The following is a 22,405-nucleotide window of genomic DNA, read 5'->3' as shown; positions in this document are numbered from 1 at the left end:
CCCTCACCCGAATTGTCGCTGTGCGAGAATTCGACCTCTCCCCGTAAAGGACGGGGAGAGGTGACTAACTCCAAAGGAGAACTCCGATGGCCTCGGCACAAGTGATCCGCCTGCACGCCGACGACAGCGTCCTGATCGCGCGCGCGAGCCTGCCGCCGGGGCTTGAGGTGACTGAGGGCGTCACGACGGTCGATCGGATCCCCGCGGGCCACAAGGTCGCGATCAAGCCGATCGCGCAAGGCGAGCCGATCCGGCGCTACGGCCAGATCATCGGCTTTGCGACCCAGCCGATCGCGCCCGGCCAGCACGTACATACGCAGAACTGCGGCATGGGTGATTTCGCCAAGGACTATGCCTATGGCGTCGACGTCAAGCCGGTGCCGAACTTCGATCTGCCGGCGACGTTCGAAGGCATCCGCCGCGCCGACGGCCGCGTCGCGACCCGCAACTATATCGGCATCCTCACCTCGGTGAACTGCAGTGCCCATGTCGCCGGCATCGTGGCCGACATGTTCAAGAAGAATCCGTTCACCGGCGACAATCCGCTCGCCGATTACCCGAATGTCGACGGCGTCGTCGCGCTGACCCACAAGACCGGCTGCGGCATGACCCAGGACGAGCCCTTGGCGCTGCTCCGCCGCACGCTCGGCGGCTATGCGCGGCACGTCAATTTCTCCAACGTCATCGTGCTCGGCCTCGGCTGCGAGGTGAACCAGATCGGCGGCCTGATGCAGGAGCAGAAGCTCGCCGGCCGCCTCCGCGCGATGGACATCCAGGAGGTCGGCGGCACCCGCAAGACGGTGGAAGCCGGCGTTGCCTTCGTGAAGGAGGCGCTCGCCGATGCCAACAAGGTCAAGCGCGAGGCGGTGCCGGCGTGCGAACTCACCGTGGCGCTGCAATGCGGTGGCTCGGATGGTTACTCCGGCGTATCTGCCAATCCGGCGCTCGGCGCGGCGAGCGATTTGCTGGTCCGTCACGGCGGCACCGTGATCCTCTCGGAGACGCCCGAGACCTATGGCGCGGAGCATCTTCTGACTCGCCGCGCCGTCAGCCGCGAGGTCGGCGAGAAGCTGGTCGGCCTGATGCGCTGGTGGGAGGAGTACACCCAGCGTGAGGGCGCCGAAATGAACGCCAATCCGAGCCCGGGCAACAAGGCCGGCGGTCTCACCACCATCCTTGAGAAGTCGCTGGGCGCGATGGCCAAGGCCGGCAGCACCAACCTCGTCGACGTCCTCAACTACGCCGAGCCCGTCACCAAGAAGGGCTTTGTGTTCATGGACACGCCCGGCTACGACCCGGTCGCCGCGACCGGGCAGGTCGCGGGCGGCGCCAACCTCGTCTGCTTCACCACCGGCCGCGGCAGCGTGTTCGGCTGCAAGCCGGCACCGTCGATCAAGCTCGCCACCAACACGCCGATGTTCAAGCGGATGGAAGACGACATGGACGTCAATTGCGGCACCATCCTCGATGGCGAGGAGAGCGTGCAGGAATGCGGCCAGCGCATCTTCGACCTCATCCTCAAGACCGCCTCGGGCCAGCTGACCAAGAGCGAGAGCTTTGACTTCGGCGGCGCTGAATTCGCGCCGTGGGTACTGGGCGCGACGATGTAGTTTGAGCCACGATCTAGCCTTTCACTCCGCCGTCGTCCCTGCGAAAGCTGGAACCCATAACCACCGGCCGTAGTGATGTGCGAGGCGTCTGCCATCGTCTTTCATCATTAGGACCACGCGGTCTGGGTCCCTGCTTTCGTGTTCGGTCCCGTGTGATTGGCGAGGGCCTGGATTGGCGCCAGGTAGCCGAGGCATTTGAGGCGGGTCCGATTGTAGTCGTGGACGAACTGTCCGTAGCGGGTGAAGATGTCGTGTTTTTGTAGCTCGTGATCTGTCGCCTTCGTGTCTGATTTGCAGGGGAGCCGGAAGGCGGGGACGGCTTTCCCTGATTGATCATGCCACGGCTGTTGTGGCGGTTTTAGCCCTGTGGGTGAGTTTCTTTGTTCGACTTGAAGCCCGTTTCTCCGTCCCGACCCGCGCTTTCTCGACGGCGGCGCGCGCAGGAGCGGTCAAGGACGCGCGCTTGCGCGCCCGCCAGGGCTTGTCCTTGACGGCTCCGAGCACGCCGCCAGGCTGAAGCGCGTCGGGGCTGATCTGCTGTCCGTCAGGCGCAAACCTCGCCAATCGATGCGGTCCAAGGAACACGCTGACGGTGCCATCGGGATACTCATGGAGCCGCACCAAGGCCTTGACGAAGTGAGGTCTGAGCCGGCTCTGCGGCAACTGCAGCCGCCGACCGTTCCATGCAACGGTATTGTCGTTGGCGACGGTTCGCTCCTCGATCACGCACAGCGCCTCGCGCCAGGCCTCATGCCGGTCGGCCACGAATGCCGTGCCTTCCTGTTCGGGCTTGATCGCAAACGCGGCGTTGTGCCCGGGGATGTAATGCGCCTTCAGCCACGCGTTGGCAGCCTCAACCGTCGTGATCCCGGCAAGCCGCAGCTCCTTCGGCAGCCGGTCCTGCAAGGTGCCGAACACCCGCTCGGAGCGCCCGCGCGCCTGCGGCGAATAGGCTGCGATATGCTCGATCCCAAGATGCGACAAAGCCCGTCCCACCTGGGTTTGTTGCGTCTTCGAGACCTTCTCGCCAGCTTTTGGGGTCAGGAAATAATGGCTGCCGCGGTCGGTGTAGAGCGCGCAGAACAGGCCATGCTCGCCAATCACTTCGCGCAAGGCCTGGAAGGTCGAGGCCGTTCCTTCTTCCTCGACCAGCACCATCGAGTAGATCTCGCTGGTCGCATCGTCCATCGTGACGATCAGGTCCCTCGCGGGCAGGCCTTCGATCCAAACGTGGCGCGATCCGTCCTGGTGCAGCAGCATGCCCCGAAGCGGCCGCCGCGGCCGCTTCTTGCGGTGCGCCGAACGCTTCGGAGCCTTCCGCACCAGCCCCGCCGCGTGCAGCGCCAGCTTCGTCACCGTATAGCCCAGCACATAGTCGTGCCGCTTTTGCATCTGCTCGTGGAAGTGCTTCACCGTGAAGTCCGCGTACTTGTCCCGGTACAGCGCAAGCATCCGTTCCAGCTCCTCCTCCGGCGCCCGCCGTGGCGAACGACGCCCCAGCCGGCGGTCGACAAGCCCGTCGTCGCCCTCCGCCTCATAGCGCTCCGCCCAGCGTTGAAACGTCCGAACACTGATCCCAAGAACCTCCGAAGCTGCCTCCTGCGTCAGTTCCTTCGCCTCCGTCCGATCCAGCAAATCTGAAAACCGCATCCGTCGTACACCCTCGTGAATGGATGCCGTGCCCATCGTGCCCCCCTTGTTCCGGAGCACCGAAAACACGACACTTCACGAGCTACAAACAGGCGACAGATCACGAGCTACTGACAGTAGTCGTGGACGAACTTGGCGAATGAAGCTTCCCGGACTACGCTGCGCTCCATCCGGGCTACGGAGGGGACGGAGGAAGCATGCGCGCGCGTTGGTTGGAATTGTTGGATGCATTGCATTTCTCGCCGCTTTGAGCCTCGGCGCCGCTTCGGCTGACGCCGCAACCATAGTCGCGCTTGGCGCGAGCAATACCTACGGCAAGGGCGTGGCGCGCAACCAGGCCTATCCCGCGCAGCTCGAAGCGATCTTGCGGGCGAAGGGATTGAGCGTCCGCATCGTGAACGCCGGCATCAACGGCGACACCACGGAAGGGATGCTGCAACGCCTCGACCGCGCCGTCCCGAACGGGACCCGTGCGGTTATTTTGCAGCCAGGCGGCAATGACCGGCGCAAGGGCAGCCCTGACCGGACCGCGGATATCCAAAGTCATCTCAGCGCCCGTGGCATCGCGGTGATCATGCTCCCTAACGGGATGCTGGGTGGACTCCCCCATCAGCCCGATGGTGTGCATTTGACCCCCGAGGGCTATCATATGCTCGCCGAGCAGCTTGCTTCGCAGGTATCCGGCGCAATCGGCCGCTAGCAATCGCGTAGCCCGGATGAAGCCAACGGGTCGCGCGAATGCGCGCCCGATGACAGGCTCCGCGCAATCCGGGACTCTTCCTGCGGATGAAGGCCCCGGATTTCGCTTTCGCTCCATCAGGGCTACGGATCGCGCCCTTACCTTGGGCACCCCGTGCCCGTTGTTAGTGCTTGATGTCGACCGGCAGCAGTGTTCTGCTCAAAAAAGCTGCTGGAGCCCTCGGTCCGTGTCGATATCAGTCGCACTGCATCACGTCACGCACTACAAATACGACCGGCCGATCGATCTCGGGCCTCAGACCATTCGGCTTCGGCCCGCGCCGCATACGCGCATGCCGATCACGAGCTATTCGCTCAAGGTCACGCCCGCCAATCACTTCGTGAACTGGCAGCAAGACCCGCAGGGCAACTGGCTGGCGCGCTACGTCTTTCCAGAGAAGACCACCGAGCTCAAGGTCGAGGTCGATTTCACCGCTGACATGACGGTGGTCAATCCGTTCGACTTCTTCGTCGAGCCCTTTGCCAACAGCTTTCCGTTCGAATATCCCGGCGATCTCAAGACCGAGCTCGCGCCCTATCTCGAGACCGATGAGGCCGAGCCGCTGCTCGCGGCTTACCTGAAGGAGATTCCGCGCCAGGCTGACAGCACCGTCAACTTCCTGGTCGAGCTGAACGCGCAGCTGCAGAAGAAGATCAGCTACGTCATCCGCATGGAGGCCGGCATCCAGACGCCGGAGGAGACGCTTGCCGCGGGCTCCGGCTCCTGCCGCGACTCGGCGTGGCTCTTGATCCAGACGCTGCGCCACCTCGGGCTCGCCGCGCGTTTCGTCTCCGGATATCTCATTCAGCTGCGGCCGGACATCGATCCGCTCGAGGGGCCGCGCGAGGTCGAGAGCGATTTCACCGATCTGCACGCCTGGGCCGAGGTCTATCTGCCGGGGGCGGGCTGGATCGGTTTCGACGTCACCTCCGGCATGCTGACGGGCGAGGGCCACATCCCGGTCTGCGCCACGCCACACTATCGTTCGGCCGCGCCGGTGACCGGCACCGCGGGCGTTGCCAATGTCGAGTTCGGCTTCGAGATGAGCGTCAAGCGCATCGGCGAGGCGCCGCGCATCACCAAACCATTCTCCGATGAATCCTGGGCGCGGCTCGACCAGCTCGGCGAGCAGGTCGATGCCGACCTGAGGAAAGACGATGTGCGCCTGACCATGGGCGGCGAGCCGACCTTCGTTTCTGTCGACGATCTGGAATCGCCGGAGTGGAATGTCGCCGCGGTCGGCCCGACCAAGCGCGCGCTCGCCGACGAATTGATCCGCAAGCTGCGCACGCGGTTCGCGCCGGGCGGCCTGCTGCATTACGGCCAGGGCAAATGGTATCCCGGCGAGAGCCTGCCGCGCTGGGCGTTCGGTCTCTACTGGCGCAAGGACGGCAAGCCGATCTGGAAGAATGCCGAGCTGATCGCCGGCATTGAGAATTCGCGCAGGGCCGAGATCGCGGAGGCCCAGCGTTTCGTCGAAGTAACAGCAACCAAGCTTGGTCTCGGCGCCGACTATGCCATGCCGGCTTATGAAGACCCCGCCTTCTGGCTGCAGCGTGAGGCCGGCCTGCCGGCCAATGTCAGCCCGGCGAATTCCAAGCTGACCGATCCGGAAGAGCGCGCCCGGATGGCGCGGGTGTTCGACGAGGGGTTGACCACGCCGAAAGGTTACGTGCTGCCGATCCAGCGCTGGAGCCCGCTCGGTGATCGCGTGCCGGCACGCTGGCGCAGCGAGCGCTGGAAGATCCGACGCAGCCATCTGTTCCTGTCGCCCGGCGACTCGCCGCTGGGCTTGCGGCTTCCGATCGCCTCGCTCGAATATGTGCCGCCGGACGATTATCCCTACGTCGTCGAGCGCGATCCGATGGCGCCGCGCGATGCGCTTTCCGAAGAGCTGCGGCAGGCGCTGAGGGAGATTCCCGAGCCGCTGCCGGTGCGTACCGCGATGTCGATCGAGGTTCGCGACGGCGTGCTGTGCGCCTTCATGCCGCCAGTCGAGAAGGTCGAGGATTATCTCGACCTGATCGCAGCGATCGAAGCCGCCGCCGAAGAGTTGCAGCTGCAGGTCCACGTCGAGGGTTACGCGCCGCCCTTCGATCCGCGCATCGAGGTGATCAAGGTGACGCCGGATCCCGGCGTGATCGAGATCAACGTGCAGCCGGCGCAGAGTTGGCGCGAGGCCGTCGACATCACGCTCGGCCTCTATGAGGACTCCGCCAAGACGCGGTTAGGGGCCAACCGTTTCCTGATCGACGGCCGCCACACGGGCACCGGCGGCGGCAACCACATCGTGGTCGGCGGCAGCAGGCCGGAGGATTCACCGTTCCTGCGCCGGCCCGATCTGTTGAAGAGCCTCGTGCTGTACTGGCAGCGGCATCCGTCGCTGTCCTACCTGTTTTCCGGGATGTTTATCGGCCCGACCAGCCAGGCGCCGCGCATCGACGAGGCGCGGCATGACGGGCTCTATGAGCTGGAGATTGCGCTGTCGCACGTGCCGCCGCCGGGCATGGATGCGCCGCTGTGGCTGGTCGATCGCCTGTTCCGGCATATCCTGGTCGACATCACCGGCAACACCCACCGCGCCGAGATCTGCATCGACAAGCTGTATTCGCCCGACGGCCCGACCGGCCGGCTCGGCCTGGTCGAATTCCGCGCGCTCGAAATGCCGCCCGACCCGCGGATGTCGCTGGCGCAGCAACTGTTGATCCGCGCGCTGATCGCAAAGCTGTGGCGTGAGCCGCAGCAGGGCAGGTTCGTGCGCTGGGGCACCGCGCTGCATGACCGCTTCATGCTGCCGCATTTCCTCTGGGAGGATTTCCTCGGCGTGCTCGCCGAGCTCAAGCAATCCGGTTACGACGTCGAGCCGGAATGGTACCAGGCACAGCTCGAATTCCGCTTCCCCGCCTTCGGCCGCGTTCATCACGGCGGCGTCGGTCTCGAACTGCGGCAGGCGCTCGAGCCATGGCACGTGCTGGGCGAGGAGGGCACCTCCGGCGGCACCGTGCGCTATGTCGATTCGTCGGTCGAGCGGCTGCAGGTAAAGGCGACCGGATTCGTCGATGGGCGCCATGTCATCACCTGCAACGGCAGACGGATGCCGATGACCGAGACCGGCCGTGCCGGCGAGGCGGTCGCCGGTGTCCGCTTCAAGGCCTGGCAGCCGGCCTCCGGCCTGCATCCGACCATTCCCGTGCATGCGCCGCTGACGTTTGACCTGATCGACACCTGGAACGGACGCTCGTTCGGCGGCTGCGTCTATCATGTCGCCCATCCCGGCGGCCGCAACTACGAGACCAAGCCGGTCAATTCCTACGAGGCCGAGGCGCGGCGGCTGGCGCGCTTCCAGGAGCACGGCCATACCCCCGGCAAGATCGAGACGCCGCCTGAGGAACGCACAATTGAGTTTCCCTTGACCCTCGACTTGCGGACGCCGCTCCTGCACTAATTGTGTCAAGGGGAAGTGGAATGTCCGCATCGGGTGGCAATAGTCCAGGCAGCAGTCAGGAGAGCAGGGCCCGTCCCGGTCAGCGCCGGATGGCGCAGTGGACCCGCGACTATGTCCGGCTGCCCGGCATTCCCGACGAGTATATTGCAGACAACGGCGCGCCGCGGCCGGTCTGGGCCCGCTTCTTCGACGCCTTTGCCGCGCTGTCGCCGGCCGATATCGAGCGCCGCTTCGCCTCCGCCGATCGCCATCTGCATGAAGCCGGCGTCACCTATCGCGCGCCGGGCGACACTTCCGACCGGATCTGGCCGCTCAGCCATCTGCCGCTGATCATCGACGCGGCGGACTGGCGCCAGCTCGCCGCCGGTGTCGCGCAACGCGCGCAGCTGCTGGAGATGGTGCTGGCCGACCTCTACGGCGAAGGCCGCCTCGTTGCGGACGGCGCCATCCCTGCCGCGGCGATCGCCGGCAGCAGCGAGTATCTGCGCGCGGTCAGCGGCATCAAGCCGGCCGGGGGGCCGCTATCTGCATCTCTATGCCGCCGACATCGGCCGCGGGCCTGACGGCCGCTGGTGGGTGCTCGGCGATCGCACGCAGGCACCGTCGGGCGCGGGCTATGCGCTGGAAAACCGCCTGGTGCTGTCGCGCGCCTTTTCCAATCTCTACAAGTCGATGAATGTCGAGCGCGTCGCGCCGTTCTTCGAGGCGTTCCGCGATTCGCTGCGCGCCAGCGCCGATCGCGACGAGCCGCGGATCGGCCTGCTGACGCCCGGCGCGTTCAGCGAGACCTACTTCGAGCACGCCACGCTGGCGCGCTATCTCGGTTTCCTGCTGGTCGAGGGCGACGATCTCGCGGTCTCAGGCGATCGCGTCCACATCCGCACCGTCGCCGGGCTGAAGCGGCTCGACGTGCTGCTGCGCCGGGTCGATTCCAACATGCTCGATCCGCTCGAGCTCGACGCGTCCTCCTATCTCGGCGTGCCCGGGCTTGTCGAGGTTCTGCGCAAGGGCGGCGTCGTGGTCGCCAACATGCCGGGCTCCGGCGTGATGGAGGCGAGGGCGCTGCTCGGCTTCCTGCCCAATCTGTGCCGGCGCCTGCTCTCTGAAGACCTGATGATGCCGCACATCGCGACCTGGTGGTGCGGCCAGAAATCCGCCCGCGAAGAGGTGCTGTCGCGGCTCGACGAGTTCGCGATCGAAGGCGCCTATGGCCGCGGCGTTGCGGATTTTCCCGGCAACGGACCGGTGCTCCCGGGCGAATTGTCGGCAGCGGACCGCGACCGCCTGAAGGATGCCATCAGCCATCGCGGCATCGATTATGTCGGTCAGGAGCTCGTGCGGCTGTCGACCACGCCGGTATGGGAGAACGGTCGCATCGCGCCGCGTCCGTTCGTGTTGCGGGTGTTCGCGGCGGCGACGCCGAGCGGCTGGACTGTGCTGCCCGGCGGCTTCTGCCGGATTGCCGATCGGGCCGATGCGCGCGCGGTGTCGATGGGCGATGGCGCGGTGTCCGCCGATGTCTGGGTGGTTTCCGACAAGGCGGTTGAGACCTCGACCCTGCTGCCAGCAGTCGACACCGTCCGCATCCGCCGCATCGCCGGCGTGCTGCCGAGCCGCGCCGCCGACAATCTGTTCTGGCTCGGCCGCTATCTGGAGCGCGCCGAGGCCACCATCCGGCTGATCCGCGCGCTGTGCACGCCGTTGCGCGATCCCGCGCGCGCGAATTCGAACGGCTCGGCGCCGGCGATGCATTCGGCCGAGCGCATCCAGCGCATGCTGGTCGCCTGGGGCGCGGCCTCGCAGACCGCGCGCGCCAATCTCGCCAAGGTCGCGCTCGAAGCGTTGCAGAGCGAGGAGAAATTCGGCTCGGCGCTGTCGCTGGTGCGATCCGCGCAGCGCACGGCGACCTCGCTCCGCGAGCGGCTGTCGCCGGACGCCTGGCAGGTCATCACCGAGATGGCTGATCGGCTGGCCATCGAGGTTCATGACGATGACGGCGTCGTCAGCGCCGCCGAGCTGACCTTGCAGGAGCTCGCAAGCTTTGCCGGCCTCGCGCAGGAAAACATGAACCGCGCCGCCGGCTGGCGTTTCCTCGAGATGGGCCGCCGCGCCGAGCGCGCCGTCAACACCACGCGCTTTGCCCGTCAGTTCGCCTATGACGAAGCCGGTGACGAGGACCTCGACGTTCTGCTCACGCTGGTCGACTGCCAGATCACTTATCGCTCGCGCTATCTGGTGCAGCCGCTGCTCGCACCGGTGCGCGATCTGGCGGTGCTCGACCCCTACAATCCGCGCTCGGTCGCATTCCAGGTCGCGGCGCTGAACGAGCATATTGCCGCGCTGCCGAGCCTGAAGGAGCATGGCCTGATCGAGCGGCCGCAGCGTCTTGCCGTCGCGGTCGAGGCAATGCTCACAACGGCTGAAGCCTCGAGCCTCGACGTCAAGACGCTGTTCGCGCTGGAGCAGCATCTGCTCAACCTCGCCGACGCGATCGGGCTGCATTATTTCCCGCACGGACCGAATGCCAGCCGGCCGGAGAAGCTCACGGGGCTGGCGTGATCTACGACATCCGTCACGTCACGACCTACAGCTACGAGACCCAGGTCAGCTTCGCGCGCTGCTCGCTGCGGCTGGAGCCGGTCACTGGCGACGGGCAGCAGTTGATCTCGCATTCGGTCGAGATCCGTCCGAGGCCCGCGGAACGCACCGCAAGGCGCGACTTCTTCGGCACGCTCACTGAAAGCGTCCTGATCGAGACCGCGCATCGCATTCTGCGCATCGATGCCCGCTCGCGGGTCTCGGTGGCGCGACAGCCGCCGGCGTGCGACGCCGCCAGTCCGCCCTGGGAGGACGTGCGTGACAACGCGTTCGAGGCATTGAGCCTCGATGCGGCCTCGCCGGTCGGCTACGTCTTTGCCAGCGCACTGGTGCCGGTGCTACGGCCCGTGACGGCCTACGCTTCCGCGAGCTTTTTGCCCGGCGGCGGCATCCTCACCGGGGCGGCCGACCTGATGCGCCGCATCCGCAACGACTTCAAATACGATCCCAAGGCGACCGTGATCTCGACACCGCTTCGCGACGTGTTCGAGAAGCGCCACGGCGTGTGCCAGGACTTTGCCCATGTGATGATCGCGGGGCTGCGCGGCCTCGGCCTGCCCGCGGCCTATGTCAGCGGCTATTTGCGCACCATTCCGCCGCCGGGCCAGCCGCGGCTGCAGGGCGCCGACGCCACCCATGCCTGGGTCTCGGTCTGGTGCGGCAGCGCGCTCGGCTGGGTCGGGTTCGACCCGACCAACGATCTGATGGTCGGGAGCGACCACATCATTCTCGCCATCGGCCGCGACTTCGCCGACGTCTCGCCGGTCGATGGCGTCATCGTCGGCGCGCGCAAGCAAAAGCTCGCCGTTGCGGTTGACGTGCTGCCGGTGGAGTGAGCGAGACGGGCGGGCGGCGCGTTCGACCGCGCCAATGCGGTCGCGATCAGGCGACGTGCCGCTTGCCCGATTTATCCCACCCGATCGGGCTGACGATGACGCGGTCGCGGCCTTCACGCTTGGCTTGATAGAGCGCAAGGTCCGCGGCCTTGAGCAGATCGCGCGACGTGCGCTCGTGGTCCGGGACGAGGCAGGACAATCCGATGCTGACGGTCGGCAACTCAGGCTCGGATTCCCGCGCGGCCGCCAGCTTGGCGCGGATCCGTTCGGCAATTTCCAGGGCGCCCGCCTTGCCGATGCCGGGCAGCAACACCGAAAACTCCTCGCCGCCATAGCGGGCGCCGAGATCAGTTGCACGCTTGGCGCTGCCTGCGATGCACCGTCCCACGGTGGTGAGCACGGCGTCGCCGGCCTGATGCCCGTACGTGTCGTTGTAGATCTTGAAATGATCGACGTCGATCATCAGAAGCGAGACCGGCGCCTTTGCACGCATGCCACGGCGCCATTCGACGTCAAGGGTATCGTCGAGGCGGCGACGATTGGCGAGGCCCGTCAGTGCATCCGTGCTCGCGAGGTGCGCGAGCCGGTCTTCCGCGGCGGCCCGCCGTTTGAGAGCGGCCACCAGGTAGAACATCAGCACGATCGAGAAGCCGCAGAGCGCTGCCACCACGCTGCCGATCAGCCAGAGCTGCTGCCACCAGTCGGCATAGATGCCGTCGAGCGCAAGACCCTCGGCGATGAGCAGGCGATTGTGTCCGACCGCCTGGAAAACATAGAGCCGGCTGACATGATCGACGATCGATTTCGTGATGTAGGAGCCGGATTGTCGTGCCGGAAATTGCTTGAAGACCAGAGAGTCCTTGATGCTTTGCCCGATCTTGCTGATGTCGAACGGGGCGCGCATCAGTATGACGCCATCGCTGTTGAACAGCGCCATGCTGTCGCCGAAGCCGAAATTCAGCTTGCGAAACAGATTGTGGAAATAGCTGAGCCGCATGCTGCCCGCGACCACGCCGGCAAAGGAACCGTCGTCATTGTTGATGCGGCGGCTGAGGCTGATCAGATATTCGCCGTCAGAGGTAATCCACGGAGCGCTGATGAACAGCCCGCCGTCCGCTCGCGTCTGATGTGCCCGGAAGAAGTCTCGATCGGCGAAATTTGCGGCCCGCGGCGTCAACGTCCTGGAATCGAGCGTGACGTCCCCCGCCGCATTCAGCACAAGGATCGAGCCGAGATCCTTGGCCGTGGCGGCGCGGTCGAACAGCACGACCTGGCGAAGCTCCGGGCTGATCTTGCCGAGTTCCTGCAGCTTGACGCCGTCGGCGACCGCCTGGAGCGAGAGGTCGTAGAGGTCGATGTTGCGGTCGATCTCGCTGGCGATGGAGGCGACGAGGTTGGTCGCACCTTGCTTCGCATGCTGATAGTCCTTGCCCGCCATCTCCCAGAGGATGGATGCGCAGATCGCCGAAAAGCAGAGAACGAGGCCGATCCCGAGCGCAAGGAGCCGTTTGGTCGGCACTGCCTTCGGCTTTGGCAAAAGCCCGTTCATTGCTCGGTTCCACTTCCCCGCGCCCTCGCGCAGCGACGCTTTTCTATGGAGGCATCAAATTGAGAAATGCGACCCGAAGCGGAGGCAATTTGTGTCCGTGCGTTGGGAGAGTCTTAACCATCCGGATTGCCGGGGCCCTGTCGCAGGCCCCGCCAGATCGCCGCTCAGGTTCCGGTCCGCTGCAGGCCGTCGGCCACGTCGCCGCGCAGGTTGCGGAAGAACTGCTCGACCTCGCGCGACAGCGTCTCGGCAGTTGTGATCAGATCGTTCGAGGCCGCGAGCACCGATTCCGCCGCCTTGCTGGTTTGGTCCATGTCATCGCGGAGCGAGCCGACATTAGTGACCAGGGTCTCGTTGCCCTGGGCGGCCATCTGGGCATTGGCGGAGATTTCGCGCGTCGCCGCGTCCTGCTGGCCGACCGCGCTCGCGATGTTCGCGGTGACGTTGCTGATCTCGCGCACCGCCTGACCGATCTCGCGCACGGCGGCCACGGAGTTGCGGGTCGAGGCCTGGATCAGGCCCACATTCTCGCTGATCTCGGCGGTTGCCTTCGCGGTCTGGCCGGCCAGCGCCTTGACCTCATGCGCGACGACGGCGAAGCCACGGCCGGCATCGCCGGCGCGGGCGGCTTCGATGGTGGCGTTGAGGGCGAGCAGGTTGGTCTGCTCGGCGATCGCCTGGATCAGGCTCAGCACCCCGTCGATGCGCTGGGTGGTGGCGGCAAGGCCCTCGATCTCGGTGATCGAGCGGTCGGTGCGCGCACCGGCCTGATCGACTGCGCCGGACGACTGCTTGACCTGGCGGCCGATCTCCTCGACCGAGGCGGAGAGTTCTTCGGCTGCGCCCGCCACCGCGGAGACGTTGCTCGAAGCCTGTTCGGTGGCGCCTGCCGCCGCCACGGCGCGACCGTTGGCGTCCGACGCGACGGTTGCGATGGTCTGCGCGGTTTGGCGCATCGTCGCGGCGTTGTCATGCACCGCGCGGACCACCTCGCCGATCGTGCCACGGAACGCTTCGACGAAGGTCTCGATATGCCGGCCGCGCGCGTCGCGCGCCTCGGACTCCTGTACGACCTGCGCGTTGAGGCTGCGATTGCGGTCCATCGCCTCCTGGAACACCTTGATGGCGCGTGCCAGTGCGCCGATCTCGTCGCTGCGCCCGACATGCGGTACTTCGACATGGTCGGTGCCCTCGGCGACGCGCTTGATCGTCGTGGTGATCTGCGACAGCGGCCGGGCCACCGAGCGGGCGATGATCAGCACGCCGAGTACCACCACAATCAAGGCCGCGGCGCCGAGGCCGGTCAGCACCAGCGCCATCGTGCGGTTGGTGTCGGTCTCCCGCGCCAGCTTCTTGCTGCGCTCGGCATAGACCTTGGAGAGCGCCTCGAGATCCTTGTTCAGCGCGGTGCGCACGTCGCGGTTGGCGTCGTTGTCGCCCCACTCCCGCCCGGCTGCGGCGCCGATCTCGATGCCGCGGCGTACCAGCTCCTTGCGGAAATCGATGAACTGCTCGATGCGCTTCTTGAACACCGCGAACTGGGCGGCGTCGTCGGCCTGCACCAGCGTTTCCCAGTTCTTGACCACGCCGAGAATGCGTTCGTTGAACGCCAGCAGCCCGTCGCCGTATTTCTTCACCGCTGCCGGATCGGTCGACATGTAGATGCCGCGGGATTCCATCACCACGGCGTAGACCAGTGAATTGACCCGCTCGACATTGAGTGCGGCACGGCTTGCGAGGTCGACGGCCTCGGTCAGCTCGGCATTACGCCGCGCATTGTATTCGGACAGGAAGGTGATGGCCGCGGTCAGCGCCGCAATCAGCGCAAACGTCGAGTACAGCCTGGCAGCAAGCGAGAATCGGGATGCCATTGGAGGCCGGGACATGGAGATGGGGGATGTGACGGGGGCGGGCATTGCGGGGCACTCCAAGAGGCCGGGGAGTACCTTCGGCCGATTAAAGCTTATGCAAAATTTTCATGGACAATTTCTTAACGCGCGAGATTTGTGCAGCCGCAACCGTTAAAATCTGTAAATAATCCCAATGCCTTATGGGCCGCTTTGAGTCTGCCGGGTGCTCGCGGCTTGCAGTCGTGCCGAGGCTGCGCCGCCGTTACCGGCAAAGGCGCCAGCACGCGGGGCGAAGCCGATGGCACGCCTTTCGCAAAGAGGTGCTAGATTGCGCTGCCCCAGCCCGCGACGAACCCCTCATGCTCTATCGTCACACCATCGACGCCACCAATTACGCATTCGACGATCTGCGCATCCTGCTTGCCAAGGCCTCGCCGCCGCGTTCAGGCGACCGCTTGGCCGGCATCGCCGCCGACAGCGCGGAGGAGATGATCGCAGCGCGGCTTGCGCTGGCCAATGTTCCGCTCAAGCAATTCCTCGATGAGCCTGTCATCCCCTATGAGGCTGACGAAGTCACCCGCCTGATCCTCGACAGCCACGACGTTGCCGGCTTTCTGCCCGTGTCGTCGCTCACCGTCGGCGGATTCCGCGACTGGCTGCTGTCGGATGCCGCCAGCGGGGAAGCGATCAAGAAGATCTCGCGCGGCATCACGCCAGAGATGGTTGCGGCGGTGTCGAAGCTGATGCGCAACCAGGATCTGATCCTGGTCGCGAAGAAATGCGAGGTCACGACCCGCTTCCGCAACACCATCGGTTTGCGCGGGCGAATGAGCACGCGACTGCAGCCGAACCATCCTTTCGACGACCCCAAGGGCATCACCGCCTCGATTCTCGACGGGCTGCTGCTGGGAGCGGGCGATGCCTGCATCGGCATCAATCCGGCGAGCGACGACCCGAACGTCATCGGCACCCTGCTGCGGCTCCTGGACGACATCATCACGCGATTCGAGATTCCGACGCAGGGCTGCGTGCTGACCCATGTCACGACCACGCTCGGACTGATCGGGCAGGGGCTGCCGGTCGATCTCGTGTTCCAGTCGATCGCCGGCACCGAGGCGGCCAATCGCAGTTTCGGCGTCGACCTCTCGCTGTTGCGGGAGGCCCGGGAAGCCGGGCTGTCGCTGCGCCGCGGCACGGTCGGTGACAATGTGATGTATTTCGAGACCGGGCAGGGCTCGGCGCTGTCCGCCAATGCCCATCACCAGGTCGACCAGCAGACGTGCGAGGCGCGGGCCTATGCGGTGGCGCGCGCGTTCGATCCACTGCTCGTCAACAGCGTGGTCGGCTTCATCGGTCCTGAGTACCTCTATGACGGCAAGGAAATCATCCGCGCCGGGCTCGAGGACCACTTCTGCGGCAAGCTGCTCGGCCTGCCGCTCGGGATCGACGTCTGCTACACCAACCACGCCGAGGCGGATCAGGACGACATGGACAATCTCCTGACGCTGCTCGCGGCCGCCGGCGTGAACTTCATCATGGGCGTGCCAGGCGCGGATGACGTCATGCTGAACTATCAGTCGACATCGTTTCACGATGCGCTCTATGTCCGCGACTTGTTCGGCTTGAAGCGGGCTCCCGAATTCGACGACTGGCTCGCGCGCGTCGGCCTTGCCGGGCAGGACTTCCGCCTCGTGGCCGGTGCGGAGCGGCTGCCCGACCTCGCTGCCAGGCTGCTGACCTGAGGGGGATAGCGAAATTCTGCAGAGCAACTATCTCGTCGTTATGACGTTAAGTAGTGCCACAATGTTGAAGAATTTCTGGCCCAGCGTTCCGCGCCGTGGTTAGATTTGCCGGTGCTTCGGGGTCGTTTGATGAGAGCTGAGGGCATAAAGACAGTACGACGTATCCTCTGCGTTTTTCCGCGCTATACGTCGTCGTTTGGGACCTTCGAGCACGCCTACCCCCTCACTGACGGCGTCAAGGCGTTCATGCCGCCGCAGGGCCTGCTGCTGATCGCCGCATACCTTCCCGAGAACTGGCCGGTGCGTTTCGTCGACGAGAATCTGCGTCCGGCGACGGCGGAGGATTTCGAGTGGGCGGATGCCGTGTTCGTCAGCGGTATGCATATCCAGCGCCAGCAGATGAACGACATCTGCCATCGCGCGCATGACCATGACCTGGTGGTCGCGATCGGCGGCCCGTCGGTCAGTGCTTGCCCGGACTACTATCCTTCATTCGACTACCTCCACGTCGGCGAGCTCGGCGATGCGACCAATGAGCTGATCAAGCGTCTGGCTCATGATACCAGCCGTCCCGACGAGCAGGTGGTGCTTAAAACCATCGACCGGCTGCCGATGACGGAATTCCCGCTGCCAGCCTATGAGCTCGCCGAAACCAAGAAGTATTTCCTCGGCAGCATCCAGTTCTCCTCGGGCTGCCCCTATCAGTGCGAGTTCTGCGACATCCCCGGGCTCTATGGCCGCAATCCGCGCCTGAAGTCGCCGCAGCAGATCATCGCCGAGCTCGACAAGCTGCGCGCCTGTGGTGCCACCGACACCGTGTATTTCGTCGACGATAATTTCATCGGCAACCGCAAGGCGGCGAGCGAGCTGTTGCCGCACCTGATCGAGTGGCAGAAGCGGACCGGATATGTCACGCGCCTCGCTTGCGAGGCGACGCTCAACATCGCCAAGCGTCCCGAGATCCTGGAGAAGATGCGCGAAGCCTACTTCGTGACGATCTTCGTCGGCATCGAGACGCCCGATCCCGACGCGCTGAAGGCCATGCATAAGGATCAGAACATGATGGTTCCGATCCTCGAGGGCGTGCGCACCATCAACTCGTTCGGCATGGAGGTCGTCTCCGGCATCATCATGGGGCTCGATACCGACAAGCCCCAGACCGGCGACGCGTTGCTCTCCTTCGTCGAGGAGTCGCGGATTCCGCTGCTCACCATCAACCTGCTGCAGGCGCTGCCGAAGACGCCATTGTGGGATCGGCTCGAAAAAGCCGGGCGCCTGATCGATGACGAGGGCCGCGACTCCAATGTCGAGTTCCTGCTGCCCTACGAGGACGTGGTCAGTTCCTGGCGCAAATGCATGGAAGTTGCCTACGAGCCGAAGAAGCTGTTCGCGCGCTATTTGCATCAATGCAACTACACCTATGCCAATCGCATCAAGGTGCCGGTTAGCCCGGAGATGAAGAGCTGGGCCAACATCCGGCGCGGCCTGATCATGCTCCGCAACATCTTCTGGAAGGTCGGCGTGCTCGGCGACTACAAGCGCGTGTTCTGGAGGTTTGCGCTCGGCCGGCTCAAGCGCGGCGACATCGAGGGGTTGATCTCGGCGACACTGGTTGCGCATCATTTGATCACCTTTGCGCGTGCAGCCTCCAGCGGCCGGCAGAACGCCTCGAACTACTCGATCCGGCTGCGCGAGGCTTCCGTCCCCGCCGAATAACAGCATGACGACACCGCCGGCGCCCACGTCCCCTTCGCTCGCCGATCTGCGCGAGCTCACGCCGGCGCGCGTCGGCCTTGGCCGGTCCGGTGCCAGCCTGCCGACCGATGCGCTGCTGTCGTTCACGCTCGACCATGCCCGCGCCCGCGACGCCGTCCACGCCGCCTTCGATGTCAGCGGGATCGCGGCCGGTCTTGCCGGCCTCGGCATCACGCCGCTTGAGGTGTCGAGCCAGGCGCACAGCCGGCGCGACTATCTGCGGCGGCCCGATCTCGGGCGCATGCTGGATTCTGCGTCGCGGCGGTCGCTGGAGAAGTGTGGCATCACCGCATGCCCCTGCGCCATCGTGATTGGCGACGGCCTGTCGCCGACGGCGGTCAATGTGCATGCCGTCGAATTGATCCGGCATCTCGTGCCGCGCTTGGCGGCCGACAAGATCGAGGCCGGCGCGGTGATCGCAGCGTCCGGGGCGCGGGTCGCGCTCGGTGACGAGATCGGCGCCATCGTCGGCGCGCGCATGCTGGTGATGCTGATCGGCGAACGGCCGGGCCTGTCCGCTCCCGACAGCCTCGGCGCCTATCTCACCTTCGCGCCGCGAATCGGTCTCACCGACGCCGACCGCAACTGCATCTCCAACATCCACCATGCCGGGCTGAGCTATGCGGAGGCCGCATTCAGGATTTCGTGGCTTGTGCGCGAGGGCCTGGCACGCCAGATCACAGGGGTCGCCTTGAAAGATGAAAGCGGCGGTGGATCGTCGAGGAATGCGCTACCAGGGTGTGACAAATCAGATACTTAATGGCGGGGATCGGCGGTTCCCTGTCGATTTGGTCAGCCCCTCGCGCTTGCGAGCAAAGGGTCGGGCAGGTAAAACCGGCGCCGGTCAATATTCGCGTGTTTTCAAGGACTAGCGCCGATCAGTTGCGCTCACCCGCCTCATTCGCGCCCCTAGACCCAAGCTAGACAGATTGAGCCGTTTTCAGAACTGGACAGGGCATGCTCGAAAAGAATTCCGAAAGTCAGGTCCACGTCGAGAAGATCGAAGAGCCGCGGTCGGGCCTCAGCATCGCGTTCGGGATCGAGCGTCTCGGCCTGATCCCGATGCGGGCGCCGATCCTGTCCTGCATCGTCCTCGTTCTGTTGCTGATCGGCGCCGTGTTCGGCGTGCACCGGATCAAGATCGACGACTCGCTGTCGCAGCTGTTCCGTTCCGAATCCAAGGACTACAAGCAGTATGAGGCGGTGACCAAGCGCTTCCCGGCGACCGAGTTCGACGTGCTCGTCGTGGTCGAAGGCAAGACGCTGCTCGAGCGCGACAATCTCGGCAAGCTGCGTGACATGGTCACGGATCTGCAACTCGTCGAGGGCGTGCGCGGCCTGGTGTCGCTGTTCTCCGCGCGCCAGGCGCCGGAGCGAGGCAAGCTGCCGGCGGCGTTGTTCCCGAACGAGCTGCCCGAGGGCGCGGCCTACGACAAATTCGTCGAGACCGTCAAAAGCAACGAGATCATCCGCGGCAAGCTGCTGTCGGAGGACGGAACGCTCGCGCTGATCGTGCTATCGCTCGAGCCCGAGGTGGTCGGCAGCAACAAGCTCAGCAAGGTGGTCGGCGACATCAGGAAGATTATGGCCGACGACCTCGGCGGCAGCGGGCTCAATGCGCAATTGTCCGGTGTGCCGGTCATGCAGCTCGAGATCCGCAACGCGGTCGAGCGCGACGGCCTGACCTACAACATCCTCGGCATCCTCGCCGGTTGCATCATCGCGATCATCTTCTTCCGCAAGATATCCTTCATGGTGGCGGCGGCATTCCCGCCGATGATTGCGATCCTGCTCGCGCTCGGCGGCCTCGGCTGGGCCAATTTCAATCTCAACATGTTCCTCAACGTGATGACGCCGCTCATCATGGTGATCAGCTTCTCCGACTCGATGCAGCTGACATTCGCGGCGCGCGACCGGCTGATCGCCGGGCAGGACAAGTTCACCGCGTTCAAGAATGCGGTGCTGGTGGTCGGCCCGGCCTGCGTGCTGACGCACGGCACGGCCGGAATTTCCTTCATCGCGCTGCAGTTTTCGGATTCCGACCTGATCCGCAAGTTCGGCGAGGCCGGGCTGGCGGCGACCATCATCGCGCTGATCGCGGTGCTGTCGCTGGTGCCGGTGTTTGGCGTCCTGTTCGTGCGCAACGAGAAGATCTTTGCGGTCAAGTTCCAGAGCGCGGATGCCGGCGTACAGGCGCTGCGCAATTTCTGCTACTGGATCGCGGTGCGCATGGTCGGCCGTCCCGGGCTGTTCAGCCTGCTTGCGCTGATCGTGGTCGGCGGCCTCGGCATCATCTACGCCAATCTCGAGCCGCGCTACCGGCTCGCCGATCAGGTGCCGGACAAGCGGCAGGCGGTGGCGGCGTCGAGCCGGCTCGACGCCAAGCTGACCGGCGCCAATCCGGTCGATGTGCTGATCGAATTCCCCAAGGGGCAATCGCTGTACTCGCCGGAGACCTTGAAGACGATTGCCGATGTCCATGCAATGGTCGAGGACTCTGCCGGCGTCGGCAACGTCTGGTCGCTGGAGACCTTGCGGCGCTGGCTCGCCGAAAAGGCCGGCAGCAATGATGTCGCGACGCTGAAGGAATATGTCGACCTGATCCCCGAACACCTGGTGCGCCGGTTCATCGACAAGAATCAGGATGCTGTCGTGGTGTCGGGCCGCGTCCCGGATGTGGACTCGAGCCAGTTGCTTCCGGTGGTGAACAAGCTCGATCATTCGCTGGACAAGGTGCGCGCCGAGCATCCCGGCTACGAGATCGCGGTCACGGGTCTGTCGGTGATTGCCGCACGCAACAGCGCCAGCATGATCGAGAAGCTCAACCACGGCCTCACTATCGAATTCCTGCTGGTCGCGATCTTCATCGGGCTCGCATTCCGCTCGATCGTGGTGATGTTCTCCTGCATCCTGCCGGGCATCTTCCCGGTGGTGCTGTCGGGCACGGTGCTGTGGCTGCTCGGGGAGGGGCTGCAATTCGCCAGCGTGGTGGCTTTGACGGTGTCGTTCGGCCTCGGCCTCAGCGCCACCATCCACTTCCTCAATCGCCTGCGGCTCGAGACCAAGCCGGGTGTCACGCCGGAACTTGCGGTGGAGCGCGCCACCGTCCTGGTCGGCCCAGCGTTGATCCTGACCACGGTGGTGCTGGCCTGCGGTCTCGTCGTCACCGTGTTCTCCGACCTGCCGTCGCTGCGCCTGTTCGGCTGGCTCAGCGCGTTCTCGATGGTCGCAGCCCTGGTCGCGGACCTCTTCATCCTGCGGCCGACCTCGATGTTCCTGATCAACCTGTCGCAAAAGCTCCGCGGCAGGGGCGGCCAGCCCGCGCCGATCGAAAAGGCCTGATCGACGAGCGATCAAAAAGCTGCAGCAAAAAGGCCCGGTTCCGAAGCGTTCGGAACCGGGCCTTTGTGTCTTGTGGGCGCAATCGGCCGGGAGCGTCAGCTCTTCGTCATCGTGATCGAGACGCCGCGGATCTCGCCCTTGGAGTCGATCTGCACGACCTGCTTGGAGCCGTTGGTCTGCAGGTTCAGGTTCGCGGCAAAGCCGGACGCCTCGACGAACACGTCGATCCGCCCGCCGCCGGCGGTGCCCTGCAGATTGCCGAAGATGTTGCGGCTCGCCTCGCTCCAGTTGCCGGAGATCCGGTCGCCCTGGCTGGTGACGTCGCTGGAGAGGTCGAACTTGTAGCTGTCGCTGGCGCAATGCAGGGACTGTTTCAGGCTCATGCCCGAGGGTGCGACCTTGTAATCCGCCTTGCAACGAATCCGTTCAGTCGTGCCGTTGGACAGCGCCACCGTGCCCGTTCCGGTCCACGAGCCGGCAAAACCGGCAAACGGCCCGCTGGCCTGGGCGTGGACGGCGGAGGCAGAGAGCATCAGTGCGGCGCCGACGCCCACAGCCCTGAGAGCCTGACCATAAAGGCTGGAACCAAACCGTTTCATCGTGAATTTTCCCATCAAAATCAACGCTTCCTACGCAAGAAAGCGTCTCGCCGCATCGAAGGTTTAGTGTCACCGAAGAATGTTAGGTTCAAACGACAGAAACGGCGCGCGGCGCCCATATTGTCATCGAACAGAATCAGAAACCGTCGGCTTCGTGACGGCATGTAGCTTTGCGCAACTGCTATCCGCAATAGCCGAACGCGACAAAGTGATGGCACAAATCGTCATTGCGAATCAATAACTTATGTAGGGGTTTACAGCGCCGCAAATTTAGCCGCATTTAGCGGTGCTTGTCGTCAATCCGTTGCCGCGTTACGTGGCGTCTGCAAATCCCCAAAATCCGTCCCGGCCATGCCGAAGCGCTTTTCGGGAACAGATTTTCTGCTGTCGGAAATGAAGGAATACGATGCGTAAATTTCTCTTGGCTCTTGCCCTGTTGTCGATCCCGCTCTCCTCCAGCGCCTTCGCCCAGCAGCAGACGCGCGGGACACCCGATGAGCAGAAGGCCTGCACGCGCGACGTGCAGCGTCACTGCCGCGCCGTGATCGATCAGGGCGATTTCACCATTCTCGCCTGCCTGCAGCAGAACCGCAGCAAGATCAGCTCCGCCTGCGACCAGGTGCTGAAGACCCACGGCCAGTAAGGCCGGTTCGGGCCCCATGGATCGCCGCAAAGCCCGTGCTCGGCATG

13 protein-coding genes and 1 pseudogene are annotated in these 22,405 nt (G+C 64.8%); 10 read left to right on the top strand and 4 right to left on the bottom strand.

Annotated elements, in window-relative coordinates:
• Positions 1-86: 86 nt before the first annotated feature.
• Positions 87-1,610 carry a UxaA family hydrolase gene (locus ACVWZM_RS05080; protein ID WP_076833008.1) on the top strand — a complete coding sequence of 508 codons (1,524 nt, stop codon included), beginning with the start codon at positions 87-89 and terminating at the stop codon, positions 1,608-1,610.
• Between the two features lie 333 nt (positions 1,611-1,943).
• Here ACVWZM_RS05080 and ACVWZM_RS05075 read toward each other — a convergent pair whose 3' ends face one another.
• The gene (locus ACVWZM_RS05075) at positions 1,944-3,260 is read right to left on the bottom strand and encodes an ISNCY family transposase (RefSeq protein ID WP_456852136.1); all 1,317 of its coding nucleotides are present in this window, start codon (positions 3,258-3,260) and stop codon (positions 1,944-1,946) included.
• Positions 3,261-3,507: 247 nt separating this feature from the next.
• Between ACVWZM_RS05075 and ACVWZM_RS05070 the strand changes: the two genes are divergently transcribed.
• From ACVWZM_RS05070 to ACVWZM_RS05055, 4 genes and pseudogenes are all read left to right on the top strand, one after another.
• Positions 3,508-3,960, top strand: coding sequence for a GDSL-type esterase/lipase family protein (locus tag ACVWZM_RS05070; protein ID WP_143271202.1), 453 nt, complete (start codon positions 3,508-3,510; stop codon positions 3,958-3,960).
• Between the two features lie 226 nt (positions 3,961-4,186).
• A complete protein-coding gene (locus ACVWZM_RS05065) occupies positions 4,187-7,444 on the top strand; it encodes a transglutaminase family protein (RefSeq protein ID WP_076833014.1) in 3,258 nt (1,085 codons plus the stop codon).
• Positions 7,445-7,533: 89 nt separating this feature from the next.
• Positions 7,534-10,003, top strand: a pseudogene (locus ACVWZM_RS05060) (circularly permuted type 2 ATP-grasp protein).
• Positions 10,000-10,878 carry a transglutaminase family protein gene (locus tag ACVWZM_RS05055; RefSeq protein ID WP_076833019.1) on the top strand — a complete coding sequence of 293 codons (879 nt, stop codon included), beginning with the start codon at positions 10,000-10,002 and terminating at the stop codon, positions 10,876-10,878. Before ACVWZM_RS05060 ends, ACVWZM_RS05055 begins: the two are co-directional and overlap by 4 nt.
• Positions 10,879-10,924: 46 nt before the next feature.
• Here ACVWZM_RS05055 and ACVWZM_RS05050 read toward each other — a convergent pair whose 3' ends face one another.
• Positions 10,925-12,427, bottom strand: coding sequence for a sensor domain-containing diguanylate cyclase (locus ACVWZM_RS05050; protein ID WP_229189439.1), 1,503 nt, complete (start codon positions 12,425-12,427; stop codon positions 10,925-10,927).
• A 164-nt stretch (positions 12,428-12,591) separates the two neighbouring features.
• Positions 12,592-14,298, bottom strand: a complete 1,707-nt coding sequence (locus ACVWZM_RS05045; protein WP_456815852.1) for a methyl-accepting chemotaxis protein — start codon at positions 14,296-14,298, stop codon at positions 12,592-12,594.
• Between the two features lie 338 nt (positions 14,299-14,636).
• Between ACVWZM_RS05045 and ACVWZM_RS05040 the strand changes: the two genes are divergently transcribed.
• The 4 genes from ACVWZM_RS05040 to ACVWZM_RS05025 all read left to right on the top strand — a co-directional run bounded on the left by ACVWZM_RS05040 (position 14,637) and on the right by ACVWZM_RS05025 (position 21,116).
• The gene (locus ACVWZM_RS05040) at positions 14,637-16,019 is read left to right on the top strand and encodes an ethanolamine ammonia-lyase subunit EutB (protein WP_076833024.1); all 1,383 of its coding nucleotides are present in this window, start codon (positions 14,637-14,639) and stop codon (positions 16,017-16,019) included.
• A gap of 129 nt (positions 16,020-16,148) precedes the next feature.
• Positions 16,149-17,735 (top strand): B12-binding domain-containing radical SAM protein, encoded by a 1,587-nt coding sequence (locus ACVWZM_RS05035; RefSeq protein ID WP_076833026.1) that lies wholly within the window; start codon positions 16,149-16,151, stop codon positions 17,733-17,735.
• A 4-nt stretch (positions 17,736-17,739) separates the two neighbouring features.
• Positions 17,740-18,534, top strand: a complete 795-nt coding sequence (gene eutC / locus ACVWZM_RS05030) for an ethanolamine ammonia-lyase subunit EutC (protein WP_076833029.1) — start codon at positions 17,740-17,742, stop codon at positions 18,532-18,534.
• A 197-nt stretch (positions 18,535-18,731) separates the two neighbouring features.
• Positions 18,732-21,116, top strand: coding sequence for an efflux RND transporter permease subunit (locus ACVWZM_RS05025; RefSeq protein WP_076833031.1), 2,385 nt, complete (start codon positions 18,732-18,734; stop codon positions 21,114-21,116).
• A 95-nt stretch (positions 21,117-21,211) separates the two neighbouring features.
• Here the strand turns inward: ACVWZM_RS05025 and ACVWZM_RS05020 are convergent, their stop codons facing one another.
• Complete coding sequence (locus ACVWZM_RS05020; protein WP_028331723.1) at positions 21,212-21,715, bottom strand: hypothetical protein; 504 nt, start codon at positions 21,713-21,715, stop codon at positions 21,212-21,214.
• Positions 21,716-22,121: 406 nt separating this feature from the next.
• Between ACVWZM_RS05020 and ACVWZM_RS05015 the strand changes: the two genes are divergently transcribed.
• Positions 22,122-22,358 (top strand): hypothetical protein, encoded by a 237-nt coding sequence (locus ACVWZM_RS05015; protein WP_057015701.1) that lies wholly within the window; start codon positions 22,122-22,124, stop codon positions 22,356-22,358.
• Positions 22,359-22,405 lie beyond the last annotated feature (47 nt).

This window comes from Bradyrhizobium sp. USDA 4501, assembly GCF_054062115.1.
Note: the sequence above shows the minus strand (reverse complement) of the source record. Positions and strands in the feature narration are given on the sequence as shown.